Below are 18,850 nucleotides of genomic sequence, written 5' to 3'. Positions count from 1 at the left end.
TTATGGTAATATAACCATATTTCTGAGTCAATGAATCTGGCTTATGAGTCGGCTTCTTCCTGCGCGTCTTTCGGCAGCCCCAGTCGATACACGCCGCGGAAATCTTCGGGGTCTTCGACCGGCTTGCCCTTGCGATAGATCACCAGTCGGCCGTCCAGCATGAGCTTCACCGCCGCGCGGCGGATGGGGGTCAACTGGGAATGCCAGTCGCCTTCGGGCTCAATGAGATGAGCGATTTCCGGCCCACTCAGAGAGCGAGAGGGATCGCGGCCGAGGATAGCCAGGATGCGCTCGTCGAGTGGCTGAGGCTTGGGCTTCGCAGCCTTGGGCGGCGCAGCGGGAGATTTCTTCGGAGCTTTGGATTCGGATTTGGCCATGCCTTGGCATCGCCGATCCCGCATCTGCGCGCAAGCTGTGTCATCGGAGACATGGCGCCCGCAGGTGACCGGCGCTAATATCACACCTCTGGCGTACAGATTGTCTTCAAGTCCAAATCTTCAAGTTCATGGAACCTCGGCACCTCATTCGCGCAGCCATCGCCGCCTCGGTGCTCGGTCATCTGGCCCTGGCCGCGGGGGTGTATTTCGCTGACGCCAAGCCGATGGAGCCGCACGAGGACAATGTCAGCGTCGATCTGGTGACGCCGCAGGAACTTGCTGAGGCCGAGAAGAAGGCTGAGGAGGCGAAACCGGAGCCCGAACCGGAAAAAAAGCCCGAGCCCGCACAGCCCGAATTCCGCCTGCCTGACCTGACCACGCGGCCGACGCTGGAGGAGCAGAAAGAGGCGGCTGCTGCCACGGCCAAACTGCAATCGTCGCAGCAGAAATCCGAGCCGCAAAGCGCCCAGCGACAAAAGCCGGAAGCGCCGCCGCCGCCCCAGCAGCAACAGTCCCAGCAGGCGCCTCAATCCCCGCCGCCACAACAACAGGCCGAGCCGTCATCTTCAGCTGCACCGCCACCCGCGCATCAGCAGTCTGCTCAGCAGCAGCCGGCACGGCAGCAGCAGGCTGCCTTGCAGCCTCAGTCGGCTCCACAATCGCAGCCCCCTCCGGCCGCGCAGGCGCCGCCACAGCCCGATCCGGACATCACCGTCAAATACGGCGTCATGCTCGGATTGCCCGGTTTCGGCGGTGCTCCCGCGAGTGAGCAGGCGGATGTCGCCAAGACCGATATCGCGGCGTTTCACCGCCACCTCAAGACCTGCCTGAAGCTGCCCGCCAATGTGGCGCGCAACGACGACGCCATGGTGAAGCTGCGTGCGATGCTGACGCCGGATGGGCGCCTTGTGGCCGAGCCGACGGTGATCGAGGTGCGCCGGCCGGCCAAGGCGGCATTGCTGTTGCAAGCTGCCAAACAGGGGCTGGAAGCCTGCCAGCCTTATTCCATGCTGCCGGCGGACAAATACAACGAGTGGCGCGTGCTCGACCTGCCGTTCACGCCGCAGGATTTTGGGAGTTAGCTTTGCCGTCGGCGAGCGTCTTCTTCGTGGCCTGCAGACCTTCGCCCATGGCGAGCCAGGCACTCGACGCAAACTGACGTCGCCAGGTGACGATGACCACGGCGGCGGTGGAGACGATGAACACCCACGGGCTCACGAACCAGCCGAGATAACCGAGCGCGAAGAAAAACGCGCGCTGGCCGCGGTTGAAATGCCGCGCCGCCGCCCCGAACATTTTTGTCGTGCGCATCACATGCGCTTCGGCCTCCGGCGTGTGGCGATCCACCGCGAATGGCATCGCGCCGACCAGGATCGCCACATAGTTGAACAGCCGATAGGCCCAGGCGAATTTGAAGAACGCATAGACGAAGATCAGGATCAGCCCGAAACACTTGATCTCCCACAGACCGGGCGATGCGTTGAAGCCGATTGGCAGATTGGCCATGATCGGCATGACCTCGTTGGTTGCGCGCAGCAGCGCCAGCGCGCCGCCGATGGCGATCAGCGTGGTGGAGGCAAACCACGCGGTGCCGTTCTGCAGCGATGTCAGGATATGCGTATCGACGATCCGCGCCTCGCGCGCGAGCAGGCGGCGCATCCAGACCTCGCGATAGGCGTGCATGCGCGCCGACAGGCTGTCGCGGCCATATTTGCTGTGCTCGAGCGTGATCGCATAGGCCGCCCATTCCAGAATGAAGAAGCCCAGCGCGAAAGCGTCGATCCAGGTATAGTTCGGCATGCAGCACCCAATGTCTCAGGTGGCGGTTCTGCCACTTCGCTTCGCAGGCGGCAACGGTTGGTCTTGCCCAACTTGATTGCAGCGCAGCCGCCCACATGGCATTTTACCCGCCTTGCAGGGAGTAGGTGATGTCGCTGAAGCTGGTGGTCGGTAACAAGAACTATTCGTCGTGGTCGATGCGCCCGTGGGTTGCCCTGAAAGGCGTCGGCATCCCATTCGAGGAAGTTGTCATTCCGCTCTATACCGGGCCCGCCGACAAGCAACGCATTCTTGACGTGACGCCGTCTGGCAAGGTGCCGGCGCTGGTCGATGGCGACATCACCGTTTGGGATTCGCTTGCCATCATCGAATATGCCGCGGAGCGTTTTCCCGAGGCGAAGCTGTGGCCGCAGGATGTTGCGCAGCGCGCCCATGCGCGCTCGATCTCGGCCGAGATGCATTCCGGCTTCATGCCGCTGCGCAACGAATGCGGCATGAACCTGCATCGCCCGGTCAAGGCGAAGCCGTTGTCCGATGACGCCAAGGCCAATATCGCGCGCATCGACGAAATCTGGGTGTCGTGCCGTGCGCGCTATGGCGCGGCGGGGCCGTATCTGTTCGGCACCTTCAGCGGCGCTGACGCGATGTATGCACCGGTGGTGCATCGTTTCCGCAGCTACGCCATCGAGGTATCGCCCGCGGCACGCGCGTACATGGACACCATGCAGACCAACGCAGCGTTCCGGCAGTGGACGGAAGAGGGGCTCGCCGAAACCCTTCTGATCCCGCGCTTCGAGGAAGAGTGATCGCATACCCTGCGATCCGCTCTTGTTCCGGCCGATATCGTCGCCATAACAACAGCATATTGCGGGTGCATGGCAGCCGTATCTGCTTGACGATGCGATATTAGATTTTTGGGGACTTCTGAATGAATGCGGCCTGGGCGAGCTCGCTCGATCAACTCTGGCGTTCGGCCTCATTGCCCATGTGGCTCGCTCTCGGCGTCGCCGCGCTGTTCGGTCTGATCGTGCTTGTTGCGCTGTTGCGTGCGGAGAAGTCGGTTGCGAATGGCGCGCTGACCATGATCGCGCTGCTGGCAGTCGGCGTCGCTGCGACGGTTGTGTTGCGCGGGGCCGAGCCTGCCCAGAAAGCGGCTGCTCCGACGCCAGTGGCAGCACCGCAGCTCACCACGACGCTGCCCGTGCTGTCCTGTCTCGACGAACTCGCCGGCGAGATGGTGCTCGCGGCTTGCGAGAAATCGCTTTTCGCCTCGCCGGATACGGTTGCTGCTGCTGTCTCGGCGACCGCTGCTCTGGTAGACCGATTGACATCCTATGGCGATGTCGGAAACGCGAACAGACAGGCACCGCCGGATCTCGCCACACTGCGCAATGCGGTGGAGCGCGATCGCTACGGTTTTGTCGCTTATGTTCTGCAGTCGCGCGATCGTTGCAGGCCCGACGCGTGCTTCGCTTTTCCGTCCATTCCCGATTACAAGCAGGTCGCCTCCAATATGGGCGAGCGCTTCTATGAGGGATTGCTGACACGCTATGCGCCGGCATGGAACGTGCCGCCGGCAGCGGCCGCGGCATCAGCGGTTCCAGGCGTCGCATCGCTCTCTGGCCTCCCGCCGTCGTTGCCGACGGGCAAGCCGACCAATGCCGAATTCCCGTCGTCCTCGTCGATACCGCCGATCTCGATCATGACCGATACGCCGGTCAGGGCTCCCGCTGCGGATGCCAAGGCCGCGCCGCGACCGGCGCCAAAGAAGCAGGCCGCGCCGAAAGAGGCGGCTCCGGCAGCGCCCCGTCCACAGGCGGCTGCCCCGGCGGCGCCCGTTCAGCTTGCGCCCGGCGCACCGCAGGCGGATAACTGAGCGGTGGATAACAGCTTGTAAGACCGCGTTCCGGTTCCGATCTCACGCCTATGCCCTTGCACCTCGTCAAACTCGCCGTCGGCTGTGAATCCATCGCGGATTTCAAGAGCTATCTCGCTGAACGCATGCGCGCCGCCAAGGCGCGCGGCGAGAAGCAGCGGCATATCCATGTCACCCGCATGGTGCCGAAACGCGATGCCGAATTGCTCGACGGCGGCTCGCTCTATTGGGTGATCCGTGGCGAGATCGCGTTGCGCGAGAAAATTCTCGCCATCGAGCCGTTTCGTGACGGCGAGGGCATCAATCGCTGCCGGCTGATCATGGAGCCAAAGCCGGTCACGGTGGCACCGCGTCCGCTGCGCCCGTTTCAGGGCTGGCGCTATCTCACGGACAAGGACGCGCCACCTGATCTCGGCAAGGCCGCTGCCAGCATCGAGGCGATGCCCGAGCCGATGCGCCGCGAGCTGCGCGAATTGGGGCTGCTGTAGTCGCGATGCATGGCGGCCACGCCTCGCCATGACGGCGGCGTATTGCTAGAAGGGGCTCTCGACACCCGCTTGCGAAAGCCTGACATGCCGTCCTCGTCTCTCCGCCTTGGCGTCAATATCGATCACGTCGCAACCCTGCGCAACGCACGCGGCGGCAAGCACCCGGATCCCGTGCGTGCAGCCCTCGAAGCCATTGCCGCCGGTGCCGATGGCATCACCGCGCATCTGCGCGAGGACCGCCGCCACATTCGCGATGCCGATATGGAGCGGCTGAAGGCCGAGATCTCCAAGCCGTTGAATTTCGAGATGGCGGCGACGCCGGACATGGTGCGCATCGCGCTTGGCGTGCAGCCGCACGCCGTGTGTCTGGTGCCGGAGCGGCGCGAGGAGCTCACCACCGAAGGTGGCCTCGACGTGGTCGGCCAGCGCGACTCGCTGGAGCCGACCATCGCGCGCTTCAATGATGCCGGCGTCCGCGTCTCGCTGTTCATTGCTGCCGATCCGAAGCAGATCGAAATGGCCGCAAAGCTGAAAGCGCCAGTCATCGAACTCCACACCGGCGCCTGGTGCGATGCCATCACCGATGGCGAATTGATCAAGGCGGAGAACGAATGGCAGCGCATCTCGGCAGGCGCAAAGCTTGCGAAATCCGCTGGCCTCGAAGTTCATGCCGGCCACGGACTCGATTACGCCACCGCCGAAACCATCGCGGCTCTTCCCGAAATCATGGAGTTGAACATCGGCTACTACATGATCGGTGAGTCGCTGTTCGTCGGCCTGTCGGAAACCGTGAAACGGATGCGCGCGGCGATGGACAAGGGTGTCGCCAAGCGAGGTAGTGCATGATCATCGGCATCGGCTCGGACCTGATCGACATCACCCGCGTCGCCAAGGTGATCGAACGCCACGGCGACCGTTTTCTCGACCGTATCTTCACCGACGCAGAGCGCGCCCGCGCCGAACGCCGCGCCAAGAGCGAGAAGATGGTGGTGGCCACCTATGCCAAGCGCTTCGCCGCCAAGGAGGCGATGTCAAAGGCGCTGGGCACCGGCATCCGCCAGGGCGTCTGGTGGCGCGACATGGGCGTGATCAACCTGCCGGGCGGCAAGCCGTCGATGAAACTGACCGGCGGCGCATTGGCGCGGCTGGAGCAGCTCACCCCGGAGGGTTACGTCGCTCAAATCGACCTCTCCATCACCGACGACTGGCCTTTGGCGCAGGCCTTTGTGATCATTTCAGCGGTGGCGAAGGTCTAGTAACCGGTACCTACGTCCGCAATCTGGGCGTGCAATCATGGTTCCGGTGTGCCGGGGGAAGCCATGGCGAGTAAAGTCGTGCAAAACGAGCGGGCGAAATTGCTCGCGGGTCTTATGAACACGATTGCCGCCGCGTTTTTGTCCGCGGGCTGCATCGGTCCGGCTCTGGCGCTCTTCTACGGTTTGGCGCCGGTTGGGACCGGGATCAGCGCAATCGTAATCGGCGCTGGGATTTGCGTCGCCATGAGCGCAGGCATACATTGTATCGGGCAACTGGTACTCGGAGGGATCCGGGAATGACCGATTTCGAGATATTTGCCTTGGTTATGCCGGTCGTCGGCTTCGTTTTCCCTGGCGTGCTTTGCCTTTGTCTTGATGCGTATCGATCGGGCGACTGCAGAGCCCGAACAGGCCAAGACCCCATCGGCTGACCTCAATCGGGCCGCCGAATAGGCTCCAAGCCTTCACCGCGCCGTGACGGGGCAATTCATTGCACCTCTACTGACAACCGTTTAAACCTGCGGAGAGATCGATCCGCCGCGAATTCTTGCTCTCGCCCTCAAAAAGCCTTGGCAGGACTTTGTTGTAACCAATTGAAATTGATGCATTTTGCTGACCGGGCTGACGCTGCGGCGCGACATGCGAGGGCTAGCTGCGCACCTTGCGCGGGAATCGGGAAAGCGATGAGCGTGACTTCGGGGACCAAGACTGAAAGCGGCTTCGGCGAGACCGTCCGCGTCGTCATCAATGCGCTCCTCATCGCACTGGTGATCCGGACCTTCCTGTTCCAGCCGTTCAACATCCCCTCGGGCTCGATGAAGGCGACGCTGCTGGTTGGCGATTACCTGTTTGTGTCAAAATATTCCTATGGCTACAGCCACTACTCGATCCCGCTATCGCCCAATATCTTCTCCGGCCGCATCTTCGGCTCCGATCCCGCCCGTGGCGACGTGGTCGTGTTCCGCCTGCCGAAGGACGACACCACCGACTACATCAAGCGTGTGATCGGCATGCCCGGCGACACCGTGCAGATGAAGGAGGGGCTCCTCCACATCAATGGCAAGCCCGTGCAGCGCGAGCGCCTGAGCGATTTCGTCGGCGAGGATCCGTGCGGCTCCGATGCCACCGCGCGGGTAAAGCGCTGGAAGGAAACGCTGCCGAACAATGTCAGCTACGAGACGCTCGATTGCGTCGACAACGGCTTCTACGACAATACCATCGAATACAAGGTGCCGGCCGGCCACTTCTTCATGATGGGCGACAACCGTGACAATTCCACCGACAGTCGCGTGCAGTCGGCCGTCGGCTACGTGCCGTCCGAGAACTTGATCGGCCGCGCGCAGATGATCTTCTTCTCGATCGCCGAAGGCGAGCAGGCTTGGCAGATCTGGCGCTGGCCGACCGCCGTGCGCTGGAGCCGCATTTTCTCCATCGTGCGATGACGGACGATCACACCAAAAATATCGAGACGGCAGCGCCGGCACCCGACGATCACAGCCCGGCGCCCGAGGCGCCGAAGGAGACCGCCGCCCAGCGCAAGAAGCGCACGCGCGCCGAGGCCAAGGCTGCAGCCGCCGAGATCGAGACGCGGATCGGTCATGAATTCAAGGATGCGCAGCTCCTTGAGACAGCCTTCACGCATGTCTCGGCGCTGAAGTCGCAGCGCAGCCGCAGCGAGAGCTATCAGCGCTTGGAATTTCTCGGCGATCACGTGCTCGGCCTCGTGATCTCTGACATGCTGTATCGCGCCTTCCCGAATGGCGATGAAGGCGAACTGTCGAAGCGGCTGGCCGATCTCGTGCGCAAGGAAGCTTGCGCCGATGTTGCGCGGATTCTTGGCTTTCAGGACGGAATCAAGCTGGGCTCAGTCGGCGCCGGCGTCGGCCAGCGCTTGCGCAAGTCGGTGCTCGGGGACATCTGTGAAGCCGTGATCGGCGCGATCTTCCTTGATGGCGGTTATCCTGCCGCAGAAGCCTTCGTGCAGCGTAATTGGACGGAGCGCATGCGCAAGCCGGTGCGTCCACTGCGCGATCCGAAGACGGTGTTGCAGGAATGGGCGCAGGGGCGCGGCCTGCCGACGCCGGCCTATCGTGAGGTCAGCCGTTCCGGCCCGCATCACGATCCGCATTTCAGAATTGCGGTGGATGTCAGCGGGCTTGCATCCGCTGAAGGCGAGGGCGGTAGCAAGCGCGCCGCCGAGAAGGCGGCCGCAACGGCCATGTTAGAGCGCGAAGGCGTGAAATCTTGAAGGATGATGACTTGAACGACGACGTTGCCCACGAAACCGAAGGCGCCCCGCAGACCACACGCTGCGGTTTCGTTGCGTTGATCGGTGCGCCCAATGTCGGCAAGTCCACGCTCGTCAATGCGCTGGTCGGCTCCAAGGTCACCATCGTGTCGCGCAAAGTGCAGACCACGCGCGCGCTGATCCGCGGCATCGTCATCGAGGATCATTCGCAGATCATCCTGGTGGATACGCCGGGTATCTTCCTGCCCAAGCGCCGGCTTGATCGTGCGATGGTGAAGACCGCCTGGAGCGGCGCCCATGACGCCGATCTCGTCTGCGTGCTGCTCGATGCCAAGGCCGGTATCAATGAAGAAGCCGAGGCGATCTTTGAGCAGCTTGCCAAGGTCAACCATCCGAAGATCCTGGTGATCAACAAGGTCGATATCGTCGCCAAGGAACGGTTGCTGAAGCTTGCGACCGATGCCAATGCGCGCCTGAAATTCGACGAGACTTTCATGATCTCGGCGATGACCGGCGACGGCGTCGATGACTTGCGACGCCGGCTCGCGGCCGATGTGCCGGAAGGCCCGTATCACTACCCCGAAGACCAGATGTCGGATGCGCCGCTGCGGCACCTGGCGGCCGAGATCACCCGTGAAAAGATCTTCCGTCAGCTGCATCAGGAGCTGCCCTATCAGTCGACGGTCGAAACGGACAGCTGGCAGGAGCGCAAGGACAATTCCGTGCGCATCGAGCAGACGATTTTTGTCGAGCGCGAAAGCCAGCGCAAGATCGTGCTCGGCAAAGGCGGGGCGACGATCAAACAGATCGGCGCCGATGCGCGGCGTGAACTGACCGAGATTGTCGGGCACACCGTCCATCTGTTCCTGTTCGTGAAGGTGCGCGAGAATTGGGGCGATGATCCCAACCGCTACCGTGAAATGGGCCTCGAATTTCCGCAGGAATGATCGTGTGAGTGCAGCCGTGACCGTTCCCGCCGAACTGCCGAAGAACGTCTTCTATTTCGAAGTGCTGCTTTATGTGTCGCTGATCCTGGACTGCGTCTCGATCGCGTTTCAGGATCGCACGGCCGATGCCAACCTGTCTGACAGCACGATTGCCGCAGCAACGTTTGTCGCGGCGTGCATGCTGCTGTTTTTCGTCTATCTGGTCTGGCTCGCTGCCTATCGCCGCAAGAGCTGGCCGCGCTGGGTGCTGGTGGTGTCGCTGAGCTTTTCGGTGCTGTCGCTGCTTCAGGTGCTGGGCACCTACGGCCTGCAATTCGACAGCGCGATCGAGATCGTGTCGTGCATTCTGACGGCGATGGGGCTGTATTGCGCGTTCACCGGCGACGCGAAGAGCTGGTTCAACGCATAGGCCGTAGGGCGGATGAGCGAAGCGTCATCCGCCGGCCCAGTGCTGTAACAAAGAACGGCGGATTACGGCTTCGCCTCATCCGCCCTACAATCTATACTCTCTCCCATGGAATGGACCGACGAAGGCATCATCCTCGGCGTGCGGCGTCATGGCGAATCCAGCGCCATCGTCGAACTGATGACGCGCGGCCATGGCCGCCATCTCGGTCTCGTGCGCGGTGGCGCCGGGTCTCGGATGCGCCCCTTGCTGCAGCCCGGCAACAGCGTGCAGGCGATCTGGCGCGCGCGGCTCGACGAGCAGCTCGGCTATTACCTGATCGAGGGCACCAAGCTGCGCGCGGCGGCTCTGCTTGGCGCGTCGCATGCTGTTTATGGCATCACGCATATCGCCTCGGTGGCGCGGCTGCTGCCCGAGCGCGACCCGCATGAAGATATTTTTGCGATGCTCGAACACATCCTCGATGACTTCGATCATCCGATTGTCGCGGCCATCCACGCCATCCGCTTTGAACTCGCGATGCTTGCCGAGCTCGGCTTTGGCCTCGATCTCGAAAACTGCGCTGCCACTGGCGACACGACCGACCTGATCTATGTCTCGCCGAAATCCGGCAATGCCGTCTCGCGCATGGCCGGCGAGCCGTGGCGCGACAAGCTGATGCCACTGCCACCATTCATGCGGGGGACCTATGCCGCGGACCATGGCTTGTCTGACCGCGACCTGCGGGATGGCTTCGACATCACCGGCCGTTTTCTGTTGCGCAATGTGCTGGAGCCCCGCGGGCAGCGGCATTCCGATGCCCGCGATGGCTTCGTCAATGCCGTGATCCGGCGGATGACGCAGGAGGGCGCTTAGGACCGGCCTCGCTGTGGCGATGACCGGCCCTCGCAAAGCATCAGGCGGCTGCTCGCTCGGCGATAGGACGACGGCGCAGGCTCGCCTGCATCACCGCAGGCGGATTGTAGTTGGCTTCGAGCGCGCCGATATCGGTGCCGGGCGGCACGATCTGATCGATTTGATCCAGCACCTTGTCGTCGAGCGCGATCTCGACACCAGCAAGGATGTCGTCGAGCTGCTGCATCGTTCGCGGTCCGAGAATGGCGGATGTCACCGCGGGATGCGCGATGGTGAAAGCCATCGCCATATGCGTCAGCGACAACTGCGCTTGTTCGGCGATGCGGACCAACTGTTCGACGGCGTCGAGGCGCCGCTCGTCCGCCATCTGTTTCGGGAAGTAGTTCACGCGCGCGCTTTCCGGCAGTTGCTGGCCGCGGCGATAGCGGCCGGTCAGCGCACCCATGGCCAGCGGGCTCCACACCAGTGCGCCCATGCCGTAGCGCGCACAGGCCGGCAGCACTTCGCGTTCGATACTGCGGTTGAGGATCGAGTAGGGCGGCTGTTCGCTGCGGAAGCGAGCCAGCGAACGGCGTTCCGCGATCCAGTGCGCCTCCACGATATCGGATGCCGGGAATGTCGATGATCCGATCGCGCGGATCTTGCCGTCACGCATCAGGTCCGTGAGCGTCGATAGTGTCTCTTCGATATCCGTGTCCGGTGACGGACGGTGGATCTGGTAGAGGTCGATATAGTCGGTCTGCAGGCGGCGCAGGGAATCCTCGACGGCGCGGGTCAGCCAGCGCCGTGAGCCGCCTTGCTGGTTCGGATCACTGCCCATCGCGCCCCAGCCCTTGGTGGCGAGCACGACGCTGTCACGCCGTCCCTTCAGTGCCGCGCCGACGATCTCTTCGGATTCGCCGTGGCTGTACATGTCGGCGGTGTCGATGAAGTTGATCCCCGCATCCAGCGCTCTGTGAATGATGCGGATGGAATCGTCGCGGGCCGGGTTGCCCATTGCCCCGAACATCATGGCGCCAAGACAATAGGGGGTAACCTTGAGGCCGGTTCGGCCGAGGGTGCGGTATTGCATGATTGGTCTCCTTGAGACGGTCGGAGGTTGTCAGTACCGCCCGGCTGCATTATCTGGATAAAGCGGAACGGCATTCCGTATTAATACGGAACATCGTTCCGTTTTATCAAATAACAGAATCGTGAGCGACAGGTTGACCAAGCGGGAGCAGAAAGCAGAGGGGGATGATCCTCCGAAGGGCGGCGAGCGGCGTGTCCGCGTCGATGTTCAGCGCAACCTGGATGCGCTGCTGCAGGCCGCCAAGGCGGTGTTCGCCGACGCCGGGGTCGATGCGCCGGTGCGCGACATCGCGGAGAAGGCCGGCGTCGGGGTCGGCACCCTCTATCGCCACTTTCCCCAGCGCGCCGATCTCATCGCAGCGGTTTGTCGGCGCGAGATCGATGCCTGCGCAGATGCCGCGCCGGTTCTGGCCGCCGAATATGCGCCATTCGACGCATTGGCGGAGTGGATGCAGCGCTATGCAGCGTTTATCGCAACCAAACGCGGACTGGCCGCGGCCCTGCATTCTGGTGATCCCGCCTTCGATTCCCTGCCGGCCTATTTCGACAAGCGGCTATATCCGGCTGTGACATCGCTGTTCGAAGCTGCGGCAAAGGCGAGCGCCGTCCGGACCGACGTCGATCCGAAGGATCTGCTGGGGGCCGTCGCCAGCCTGTGCATGAGCGCCCATGACCAGGGGCCTGATCATGCCCAGCGGATGGTCGGGCTCCTTATCGATGGGCTGCGCCACGCTGTGTCCCCTGCAAGAAGCCAAGTCTGACGCCGAATAGGTGGGCGACCGCCGGTTGTTTCTTGATTCATTTCTTGCCCGATTCGTCATGGCGCGCTAACTCCCCGCCATGGGAAAAAGACTGATTCCGCCGGAGCCGGCTGAAATTCACGAAGTGCAGCTTCGCGAGGCGCTCGAGGAGCGCTATCTCGCTTATGCGCTCTCCACGATCATGCATCGCGCGCTGCCCGATGCGCGGGACGGCCTGAAGCCGGTTCACCGCCGCATCCTCTATGGCATGCGCCTGCTCCGGCTCGATCCGGGCACGCCGTTCAAGAAATCGGCAAAGATCGTCGGCGACGTGATGGGCTCGTTCCATCCCCATGGCGACCAGGCGATCTATGACGCCATGGTGCGCCTCGCGCAGGATTTCTCCTCGCGCTACCCGCTGGTCGATGGCCAGGGCAACTTTGGCAATATCGACGGCGATAGCGCGGCTGCCTATCGTTACACCGAAGCCCGCATGACCGATGTCGCGCGGCTGCTGCTCGAAGGCATCGACGAGGACGCTGTCGAGTTTCGTCCGAATTATGACGGCCAGTCCAAAGAGCCGTCCGTCATGCCCGGCGGCTTCCCGAACCTGCTCGCCAACGGCGCGCAGGGTATCGCGGTCGGCATGGCGACATCGATTCCGCCGCATAACGCTGCCGAGCTTTGCGACGCTGCGCTGCATTTGATCGAGAAGCCCGATGCCAAGTCGAAGGCGCTGCTGCGCTTCGTCAAGGGGCCGGATTTTCCGACCGGCGGCATCATCATCGACAGCAAGGAATCGATCGCCGAGGCCTATACGACCGGCCGCGGCTCGTTCCGCACCCGCGCAAAGTGGAGCGTGGAAGAGGGCGCGCGTGGCGCCTGGAATATCGTGGTCACGGAAATCCCGTGGCTGGTGCAGAAGTCGCGCCTGATCGAGAAGATCGCCGAACTGCTCAACGACAAGAAGCTGCCGCTGGTCGGCGATATCCGCGACGAATCCGCCGAGGACGTTCGCGTCGTCATCGAGCCGAAGACGCGCAATGTCGACGCCGGCCTGGTCATGGAGTCGCTGTTCAAGCTCACCGAGCTCGAGAGCAAGATCCCGCTGAATCTCAACGTGCTCGTGAAGGGCCGCATTCCAAAAGTGCTGGGCCTGGCCAAGTGCCTGCGCGAATGGCTCGACCATCTGCGCGAAGTGCTGCTGCGCCGTTCGCAGCACCGCAAGGGCCAGATCGAGCATCGGCTCGAAGTGCTCGGCGGTTACCTGATCGCCTATCTGAACATCGATGAGGTCATTCGCATCATCCGCACCGAGGATGAGCCGAAACCGGTCTTGATGAAGGCCTTCAGCCTCACCGAGCTGCAGGCGGAGTCGATCCTGAACATGCGCCTGCGCTCGTTGCGCAAGCTCGAAGAGTTCGAGATCAAGAAGGAAGACAAGGCGCTGCGCGCCGAACTGAAGGGGATCAACGAGATCCTCGGCTCGGAAGCGGTGCAGTGGACCAAGGTCGGCGAGCAGGTGCGCAAGGTGCGCGAGATGTTCGGCCCGAAGACGCCGCTCGGCAAGCGCCGCACGGTGTTCGCCGATGCACCGGAGCATGATCTCGCGGCGCTCGAGGAGTCGCTGGTCGAGCGCGAGCCGGTCACGGTCGTGATCTCCGACAAGGGCTGGGTGCGCACGCTGAAGGGCCAGGTCGCGGATCTCTCCAACCTGACCTTCAAGCAGGACGACAAGCTCGGCCAGGCGTTCTTCGCCGAGACCACGTCGAAGCTGATGCTGCTCGCCACCAATGGCCGCTTCTACACACTCGACGTCGCGAAGCTGCCGGGTGGCCGTGGTCATGGCGAACCGATCCGTCTCTTCATCGACATGGAGGGCGATGCTGCCATCGTCTCGGTGTTCGTGCACAAGGGCGGCCGCAAGTTCCTGATCGCCAGCCATGACGGCCAGGGCTTTGTGGTGGGCGAGGACGATTGCGTCAGCGCGACCCGCAAGGGCAAGCAGATCATCAATGTCGAGATGCCCAATGAAGCGCGCGTGTTGACGGTGGTGGAAGAGGGCGCCGATCAGGTCGCCGTCATCGGCACCAACCACAAGATGGTGATCTTCCCGCTTGCCGACGTGCCGGAAATGGCGCGCGGCCGCGGCGTGCGCCTGCAGAAATACACCAGCGCGGGCCTGTCCGACGTGGCGGTGTTCAACGCCAAGGCGGGCCTCACCTGGCGCGACTCTGCGGACCGCGAACGCTCGATGACCTGGAAAGAACTGGCCGAATGGCGCGGCAACCGCGCCGATGCCGGCCGTCAGGCGACGGGCCTGCCGACATCGAACAAGTTCAACAAGCCGATCGAGTAGCGATCGGCTTGCGCCGCGACTTCGCCCCCTCATCCTGAGGAGCCGCGCTCTTGCGCGGCGTCTCGAAGGATGGCCGCACACTCCGAGCCCGGCCATCTCATGGTTCGAGACGCGCGCAAGAGCGCGCTCCTCACCATGAGGGGACGGTATTACCCCGTCTCTTCCTCGACCATCCGTGTCGCCAGCACCTTGTCGATGCGGCGGCCGTCGAGATCCATGATCTCGAATGTCCAGCCATGCGAGATGATGGCGTCGCCCACATCCGGGATGCGGCCGAACTCGTAGAGCAGGAAGCCGGCAAAGGTCTGATACGGCCGCGAGCCTTGCGGCGGCTCGATCGACAGCAGCGACATGAATTCCAGCGCCGGCATCCAGCCCGAGATCAGGTAGGAGCCGTCGTCGCGTTTGTGGAAGGCGAGCTCGGCCGGGCCTTCCTCGGTGTGGAACGCGCCGACAATGGCTTCGAGAATATCCGCCGATGTGACGACGCCCTGGAAGGTGCCGTATTCGTCATGGACAAGGCCCATATGCACGGCGGACTCGCGCAGGATCCGTACCACGTCGCGGGCATCCAGCGTGTCGGGGATGACAGGTGCCTCACGCACCAATGCCCGGATATCCGGCGAGCCGCCTGCGAGAAACGCGCCGAGCAGATCCTTCGCCTGCACGATCCCGATGGCGGAATCCATGTTGCCGTCGAACACGGCGAAGCGCGAATGCGACGAGCCGCTGATCTCTGCGTGAATGGTCTCGATGGGGTCGGCGAGATCGATCATCGCCACTTCATGACGCGGTGTCATCACGGCGCCCACAGGGAGATCGCCAAGCCGCATCACGCCAGCGATCATTTCCTTCTCGCCGGGCTCAAGCACGCCTGCGGTTTCCGCTTCCGTCACTAGCGTATGGATCTCGGCTTCACTGACCTTGTCTTCAGACCCGCCGCGCTGGCCGAGCAGAAACAATATCGCCTTGCCCGAGCGATCGAGCAGCCACACCAGCGGCAGCGAAATCTTCGCGAGCAGCACCATGGCCGGCGCCACGCGCACGGCGACCGCCTCGGGATCGCGCAAGGCGATCTGCTTCGGCACGAGTTCGCCGATGATCAACGATGCGTAAGTGATGATGGAGACGACGATGCCGACGCCGAGTGTATCGGCAAGGCCTTTCGATACGCCGAGTTCGAGCAGCTCCGCAGTCAAACGCTGACCCAGCGTCGCGCCTGAGAACGCGCCCGACAGCACGCCGATCAGCGTGATGCCAATCTGCACGGTGGAGAGAAACTTGCCGGGATCGGAGGCCAGCGCCAATGCGCGGCGCGCACCTGTGACGCCTTTTTCGACGAGGCCGGCCAGACGGGCGGGGCGGGAGGACACGATCGCGAGTTCAGACATCGCGAGCAGGCCGTTGAGGACGATCAGGACCGCAACGATCCCGAGTTCGAGCGATAACACAATGGTTCCTTCTGGTGGTGAAGCTGCAATTGTAGTCGATCGCGCGCCAAGTCGCCATGGCATGCACGCAAAACGCGACACAACGGCTCATCCCCTTGAAAAGGTGCGGACAAGCTCCGTCTGGTATCGGCACCCGCAGGATCGCTTGCTGCCTCATCCAGAGGTGGTAAGGTGGCATGGTGCCGCTGAGGACATTGCGAGGTCCAGATGACGAAGACGCCAATGTCCGTTGTTCCGCCTCGCCAATTCGAACCAGGCTGGCTGCGATTATCCGCACTAAGACAGGTCGGCGCAGCGTTGGTCCTCGCTGTCACCGGATCGACAGCGATCCTGGCCGCTGACAAGCCTCCACTCAGTGCGGATCAGGCCACACCGGCCGTTGTCACTTCAAAAATTTCCGCGATCATCGAATTCGGCATCCCTGCGATCAATGATGCGCTCGCGCGCCGCGTGCCAAAAGTGCTGGCGTCGTTCGACGATCGCACCACGAGCTGCTGGCATCGCCAGGTGATGGGCCGCATGGTGAATGTGGATTGCACCTATTCCGGTGAGATCGAGCGCAACGGGCCCGTCTCCATGCGCGCCGAGAATGGACGTCTCGTTGCCTCGACGCCCTTGTTTGGCAGTGTGGAAGCGCAAGGCACCAAAGGCTTTGCGCGGCTGCTGAAAGGCGAGGCCGAGGGCGCGATGACCGTCTATGTCAGCGCGCGTCCGCAATTGCGCAAGGACTGGTCGGTGACCCTCGACATGAGCGAAGGCTTTCGCTGGCAGGAGCCGCCGGAGCTGCAGATCCTCGGCTTCCGCATCAACATGTCGAAATATGTGGAGCCGAAGATCAGGGCGCAACTCTCGAAGGTCCAGAGCGATGTCACCGCCAATGTCCGCGCGCTGAACATCAAGGCGAAGGCGGCGCAGGCCTGGCAGAAGGCGTTTGCCAATGTGCAGATCGTCGAGACGCCGGCGATCTGGGTGCAGACCACGCCGCAGGGCATCGCGTTTTCAGGCGTACGCGCTGAAGGTAATGTGCTCGAAGGCTCCGCCGAACTGACGACGGTGGCGCAGACATTCCTCGGCACGCAGCCGCCGGCACCCGCGCCGACGCCATTGCCGGCGCTCGGCGACGATGTCAGTGATCCCGGTCGTTTCGAAGTTCTGGTGCCGGTGAGCATCGCTTATGCTGTCATCAAGCAGCAGGTGCAGACGGCGATCGCGGCACTGGCCGCGCAGGGCGGTCCGAGCTTCAGCGATTTCGATATCTATCCCTCGAACGGCAAACTGGTGATCGGCGTGCAGCGGTCCTCGCCATCAGGGCCAGGGGCTTGGATCTATCTGACGGCGACGCCGCAGGCGGCGGACGACGGCTCCATTCAGTTTCCCGATCTAGCGCTGCAGGCCGATGCCGCGACCATCGCAGCGTCCGATGTCGCGACACTGCTGAGCAACAGTGATTTTCTGACGCAGCTGAAGCAGAAGATCGCGCTCGACTACAAGGCAGAGCGCGATCGTTTGATATCATCAGCCAATGCAAAATTGAGCCGGCCGTTGAGTGATGGCTTCCGCAGCGAGGTCCAGCTTGCCTCCGTCGGCGTGTCGAAGATCGCGCTGCTGCCCGACACCCTGCAAATCCAGTTGCGCGCAGCGGGACGTCTGAAGCTGCTTTATGGGATGTGAGCGATGATCTCGTCTGTCGTCCCCGCGAAGGCGGGGATCCATAAACACCGTCAATCTTTGTTTGAGCTGCGGCTACGGCTGGTGAGCTTCATAAAGCTCGGAGGCTATGGGTCCTCGCTTTCGCGGGGACGACATGTGAGGGAAAGCGTTTTGGCTGCAATCATGGTGTTGGCAGCATCTTCTGCTTTCGCCCAAACACCATTCTACCAAGCCACTCCGCAAGAAATCGCCGGTCCGCCCGGCACGCTGATCCGCTCCGAGCCGATGCAATTCGCGCCGGCGGGCGCGCAGGCCTGGCGCATTCTCTATCGGTCCAAGGGGCTGAATGACGAGCCCATCGCCGTCTCCGGCGTCGCCATCATTCCGCCGGGGGAGGCACCGCCAAACGGCCGCCCCATCGTCGCGTGGGCGCATCCAACGACGGGTGTGGTGCCACATTGCGCGCCGTCGCTGGCACTGTTCGTGTTTCAGCAGATGATGGGGCTGCGCCCGCTCATCGAGCGCGGCGTGGTGGTCGTGGCGACCGACTATCCCGGTCTCGGCACGCCCGGTCCGCATCCCTATCTCGTCGGCCCCAGCGAAGCACGGGCCGTGCTCGACTCCGTTCGTGTCGTGCGCAGCATGCCCAATGCGGGCGGCGGCAAAAGTTTTGCAGTGTGGGGCCATTCGCAGGGCGGCCATGCCGCGCTCTATACCGGGCTGCTCGCCAAGTCCTATGCGACTGAGCTTAATCTCGTCGGCGTCGCTGCGGCGGCGCCGGCGACAGACCTCGTCACGCTGATGGGCGACGACTTCAAGACCTCCGGCGGCAAGAACCTGACGGCGATGACGCTGTGGTCATGGGCCCGCATCTTCAAGGCGCCGCTCGACAAGGTGGTGGTGCCCGCCGCGATGCCGACGGTCGATCGTCTGGCGAACGAATGCATCGAGAACATTTTTGACATCATCGAGCGGCAGAGCCAGGAAAAGGTCCTTGAGCAGACCTTCCTGTCGGTGCCGAATATCGCCACCGTCGAACCCTACAAATCGCTGGCGGCGCGCAATTCGCCGGGCGCCTTGCCGAACGGCATACCGCTCTTCCTCGCTCAGGGGACGACGGACACTCTGGTACAGCCTGCGGTCACGCAGGGCTATTTCCAGCGCCAGTGCAAGGCTGGCAGCCGCGTCACCATGCATCTGATGCCGAATGTCGGCCACGGATTTGCCGCGCGCGATGCCGCCAATGACGCTGTCATCTGGATGGGCGAGCGTTTCGCCGGCAATCCGGCGCCGAGCGACTGCTGAGGCGGGCAGGCGCCGGTCGCATCAAACTTTTGTGCAACGACG

At 63.0% G+C, this 18,850-nt stretch carries 19 protein-coding genes; 15 read left to right on the top strand and 4 right to left on the bottom strand.

Annotated features, from left to right (window positions below):
- Nucleotides 1-41: 41 nt before the first annotated feature.
- Nucleotides 42-377: a DUF3253 domain-containing protein gene (locus ACIQ2A_RS02405; RefSeq protein WP_398475356.1), complete on the bottom strand. Its 336-nt coding sequence runs from the start codon at nt 375-377 to the stop codon at nt 42-44.
- Between the two features lie 128 nt (nt 378-505).
- On the opposite strand from ACIQ2A_RS02405, the gene ACIQ2A_RS02400 reads away from it, so the two are divergent.
- A complete protein-coding gene (locus ACIQ2A_RS02400; RefSeq protein ID WP_398475354.1) occupies nt 506-1,459 on the top strand; it encodes a hypothetical protein in 954 nt (317 codons plus the stop codon).
- On the opposite strand, the gene ACIQ2A_RS02395 is transcribed toward ACIQ2A_RS02400, so the two are convergent.
- Nucleotides 1,434-2,177, bottom strand: a complete 744-nt coding sequence (locus ACIQ2A_RS02395) for a DUF599 domain-containing protein (RefSeq protein WP_398475352.1) — start codon at nt 2,175-2,177, stop codon at nt 1,434-1,436. The genes ACIQ2A_RS02400 and ACIQ2A_RS02395 overlap by 26 nt on opposite strands.
- Before the next feature lie 128 nt (nt 2,178-2,305).
- On the opposite strand from ACIQ2A_RS02395, the gene ACIQ2A_RS02390 reads away from it, so the two are divergent.
- From ACIQ2A_RS02390 to recO, 10 genes are all read left to right on the top strand, one after another.
- Nucleotides 2,306-2,962 carry a glutathione S-transferase family protein gene (locus ACIQ2A_RS02390; RefSeq protein WP_398475350.1) on the top strand — a complete coding sequence of 219 codons (657 nt, stop codon included), beginning with the start codon at nt 2,306-2,308 and terminating at the stop codon, nt 2,960-2,962.
- Nucleotides 2,963-3,084: 122 nt separating this feature from the next.
- Nucleotides 3,085-4,032, top strand: coding sequence for a hypothetical protein (locus ACIQ2A_RS02385; RefSeq protein ID WP_398475348.1), 948 nt, complete (start codon nt 3,085-3,087; stop codon nt 4,030-4,032).
- A gap of 50 nt (nt 4,033-4,082) precedes the next feature.
- Nucleotides 4,083-4,520, top strand: a complete 438-nt coding sequence (locus ACIQ2A_RS02380; protein WP_398475346.1) for a DUF1489 family protein — start codon at nt 4,083-4,085, stop codon at nt 4,518-4,520.
- An 84-nt stretch (nt 4,521-4,604) separates the two neighbouring features.
- Nucleotides 4,605-5,366, top strand: a complete 762-nt coding sequence (locus ACIQ2A_RS02375; RefSeq protein ID WP_398475344.1) for a pyridoxine 5'-phosphate synthase — start codon at nt 4,605-4,607, stop codon at nt 5,364-5,366.
- Nucleotides 5,363-5,776, top strand: a complete 414-nt coding sequence (acpS, locus tag ACIQ2A_RS02370) for a holo-ACP synthase (RefSeq protein WP_398475341.1) — start codon at nt 5,363-5,365, stop codon at nt 5,774-5,776. The genes ACIQ2A_RS02375 and acpS overlap by 4 nt, the downstream gene beginning before the upstream one ends.
- 683 nt (nt 5,777-6,459) lie before the next feature.
- Nucleotides 6,460-7,218 (top strand): signal peptidase I, encoded by a 759-nt coding sequence (gene lepB, locus ACIQ2A_RS02365; RefSeq protein ID WP_398475339.1) that lies wholly within the window; start codon nt 6,460-6,462, stop codon nt 7,216-7,218.
- A complete protein-coding gene (gene rnc / locus ACIQ2A_RS02360; protein ID WP_398475412.1) occupies nt 7,215-8,024 on the top strand; it encodes a ribonuclease III in 810 nt (269 codons plus the stop codon). The genes lepB and rnc overlap by 4 nt, the downstream gene beginning before the upstream one ends.
- 11 nt (nt 8,025-8,035) lie before the next feature.
- Nucleotides 8,036-8,971 carry a GTPase Era gene (gene era / locus ACIQ2A_RS02355; RefSeq protein WP_398475337.1) on the top strand — a complete coding sequence of 312 codons (936 nt, stop codon included), beginning with the start codon at nt 8,036-8,038 and terminating at the stop codon, nt 8,969-8,971.
- Between the two features lie 4 nt (nt 8,972-8,975).
- Complete coding sequence (locus ACIQ2A_RS02350) at nt 8,976-9,380, top strand: hypothetical protein (RefSeq protein WP_398475335.1); 405 nt, start codon at nt 8,976-8,978, stop codon at nt 9,378-9,380.
- Between the two features lie 105 nt (nt 9,381-9,485).
- A complete protein-coding gene (gene recO, locus ACIQ2A_RS02345; protein WP_398475333.1) occupies nt 9,486-10,232 on the top strand; it encodes a DNA repair protein RecO in 747 nt (248 codons plus the stop codon).
- A gap of 40 nt (nt 10,233-10,272) precedes the next feature.
- Here recO and ACIQ2A_RS02340 read toward each other — a convergent pair whose 3' ends face one another.
- On the bottom strand, nt 10,273-11,304 hold the full coding sequence (locus tag ACIQ2A_RS02340; RefSeq protein WP_398475331.1) for an aldo/keto reductase: 1,032 nt from the start codon (nt 11,302-11,304) through the stop codon (nt 10,273-10,275).
- Nucleotides 11,305-11,437: 133 nt separating this feature from the next.
- Here ACIQ2A_RS02340 and ACIQ2A_RS02335 point away from each other — a divergent pair, with 133 nt between their 5' ends.
- Together ACIQ2A_RS02335 and parC are read left to right on the top strand one after the other, a co-directional pair.
- Nucleotides 11,438-12,064 carry a TetR/AcrR family transcriptional regulator gene (locus ACIQ2A_RS02335; RefSeq protein ID WP_398475329.1) on the top strand — a complete coding sequence of 209 codons (627 nt, stop codon included), beginning with the start codon at nt 11,438-11,440 and terminating at the stop codon, nt 12,062-12,064.
- A gap of 79 nt (nt 12,065-12,143) precedes the next feature.
- Nucleotides 12,144-14,402: a DNA topoisomerase IV subunit A gene (gene parC, locus ACIQ2A_RS02330; RefSeq protein ID WP_398475327.1), complete on the top strand. Its 2,259-nt coding sequence runs from the start codon at nt 12,144-12,146 to the stop codon at nt 14,400-14,402.
- Nucleotides 14,403-14,551: 149 nt separating this feature from the next.
- Here parC and ACIQ2A_RS02325 read toward each other — a convergent pair whose 3' ends face one another.
- A complete protein-coding gene (locus ACIQ2A_RS02325; RefSeq protein ID WP_398475325.1) occupies nt 14,552-15,853 on the bottom strand; it encodes a hemolysin family protein in 1,302 nt (433 codons plus the stop codon).
- A gap of 297 nt (nt 15,854-16,150) precedes the next feature.
- Between ACIQ2A_RS02325 and ACIQ2A_RS02320 the strand changes: the two genes are divergently transcribed.
- Complete coding sequence (locus tag ACIQ2A_RS02320) at nt 16,151-17,524, top strand: DUF4403 family protein (RefSeq protein ID WP_398475323.1); 1,374 nt, start codon at nt 16,151-16,153, stop codon at nt 17,522-17,524.
- 150 nt (nt 17,525-17,674) lie between these two features.
- Nucleotides 17,675-18,808 (top strand): alpha/beta fold hydrolase, encoded by a 1,134-nt coding sequence (locus ACIQ2A_RS02315; RefSeq protein ID WP_398475321.1) that lies wholly within the window; start codon nt 17,675-17,677, stop codon nt 18,806-18,808.
- Nucleotides 18,809-18,850 lie beyond the last annotated feature (42 nt).

The sequence above is a fragment of the Tardiphaga sp. genome (assembly GCF_044336785.1).
Lineage (GTDB): Bacteria > Pseudomonadota > Alphaproteobacteria > Rhizobiales > Xanthobacteraceae > Tardiphaga.
This window is presented reverse-complemented; position numbering and strand designations above follow the sequence as displayed.